The 2,039-nt window shown below is 40.3% G+C and carries 1 protein-coding gene; it reads left to right on the top strand.

The genetic code is table 11. From position 1 onward, the window contains the following. Positions 1–306: 306 nt before the first annotated feature. On the top strand, positions 307–2,039 hold a 1,733-nt coding region (locus tag BIZ39_RS21455; protein WP_187448060.1), incomplete at its 3' end, for a hypothetical protein.

Below are 2,039 nucleotides of genomic sequence, written 5' to 3'. Positions count from 1 at the left end.
ATTGACAGGTTTACTGTCATTACTGGTAGTTGAACTCTGGGCATTGGCAATACAGCAGGGTACGATAAACAGGCAAGACAAAAGCCGAGTAAACATAGAATGCATAACTAGCACTTGATTTCGATTTTTCATAAATAGAAGTGTATTAGCCAACTAACTTGCTTCTAATGTGCTAGTTTTTTTAACAAATCAAAATTAAGGTAAGTTTTTTACAAAAATTTCGAGTAATACATTAAGTAGGAATTGAGAAGTGACGTTTACATCTTCCGTGATGGCGTCAGAACTCAATGGAAAAAAGGATGTGTCATGAATCGATTTCATATTATTTTTAAAACTCTTACCCTTGTCACCTTTTTGGGTGTTCTTGGCGCGTGCGTCACTAAAAGTCGGAACGATGATTTTGCAGGGGTTAAAGATCACCTCAACCAGGAAATCATGATTGATGCGAATCGAGATGAGCGTCCCCTATTACAGAACCTTGGCCAAAGATTAACGGATAAGAACGTTTCTAGTGTTGACCTTAAAACTGCTCTAAGAATGCTAGAAAATGATGAGTGGAAGATGGTCAACTATGATATTGATAATTCCTACGACAAAAGTAATCCTAATTCGCCTTTTCATGATAAGTACGATGCCAAAACATTCTATCACCCACCTCTGTATAAAGGTTATGACCTGTGGGTGAATGAAAAAGGAGCGGACGTTAATGCTACCGTTGAATATTGGTTAGCAATGGATGCTATTACCCAGGTAATCATGAAAAAAATTAAACATACGCCACCAGGCACTAGAATTGGAGACGTCAAAACAGGCTTTAATGTGTACGGACGCAAGATATACGCAGACGGTCAAACTTACCCTAGAACACTTGAGGGCCTTAATAATATGCTCACTGACATGCTTGCATATGGAGTAGATAAAAAGGCAGCTATGGTTACCGCGCACTTGTGTAATGGCAAATGGTTTAACCATGCCATGCGCGAACATGAACCTGAATACTATAAAGTGGCAGAGGAAAACATCACCCGTCCAGATGCATCAATTGAAGATATTAACCGTTCTATAGAAAATCAAAAGGATTACTATCTTGGCTATGTAGGCCCAATCGTTGTGACTAGCTTCAATCCATCTGATTGCGATGAAATGCGACAGAAAGTCACCAAAGATGAAAACTCTCCTTTTTGGGGAGATAAACTTTACGACGTAGAAGGATTACAAGCGAACGCCGATGGAAAATTTAATAATCAAACAATCACTGAAATTCGCATCGAAAACCCAAAACTAGACTTAGGCTTTTGGCAGCACATAACAAATAAAGATCTATATAAACAATTGGGACGGGTTCGTGAGGAAGGTCTCTTCTCAGGCTTGCTCTACCCCGAGCGAGCAAAATTTGTTGTTATAACAGCGCGCTCAACTAGGGATGGGGTCGGAATAAGCCGCTACAGGTGGTCAAAATATTTTGACGACTATGAACCCCTTAATGACGCTCGACGCGCAGCTTACTGGATGGGTGACACCATGTTTAGTTGGTTTTGGGACAAAGAAAACAGAACGGGTATCAGCTTTAGACAAAGCCTACAAAATGACTTTGGCAATTTTATGCGCAACGACGGTATTGAAAAAAACTCTATTGCTGGCTGTAAACTTAATCCGGCACAAGTATCATTTCAGGGAGATAATGTAAGAGAGTTTAGGAAGTTCTACAAATGTAGGATGGGCCAAGGGGTTGGCTACGGCATTTTCTCCGGCACAAGAAAAGGATTTAATCATGTTGCTGCACGTAGGGCTGGTGATGAGCATCAATACCAGGCTGTGTTTGAGTTTAATGGATTAACCGCTGATCTAAGAACTAAAAAAGACTGTGATGAGGCTGAATTCGAAGGTCTTTGCAAAAAGCTAGGTTCTAGCTTGTTGCAGGATATATTGGATGTAAAACAGCAACGCAGTTTTTTCTCATTTGAAGATGCTCTTGCATATACCCAAATATCCGAAGAAGGACGGATTGAAGGTGTTGTCCTGATTGCAGGGTTTAAAGT

Origin of the sequence: Alteromonas sp. BZK5, assembly GCF_014349115.1 — a bacterium.
Classification (GTDB): Bacteria; Pseudomonadota; Gammaproteobacteria; order Enterobacterales; family Alteromonadaceae; genus Alteromonas; species Alteromonas macleodii.
The sequence above is the reverse complement of the archived record's forward strand: the minus strand, read 5'-3'. Positions and strand labels throughout refer to the sequence as shown.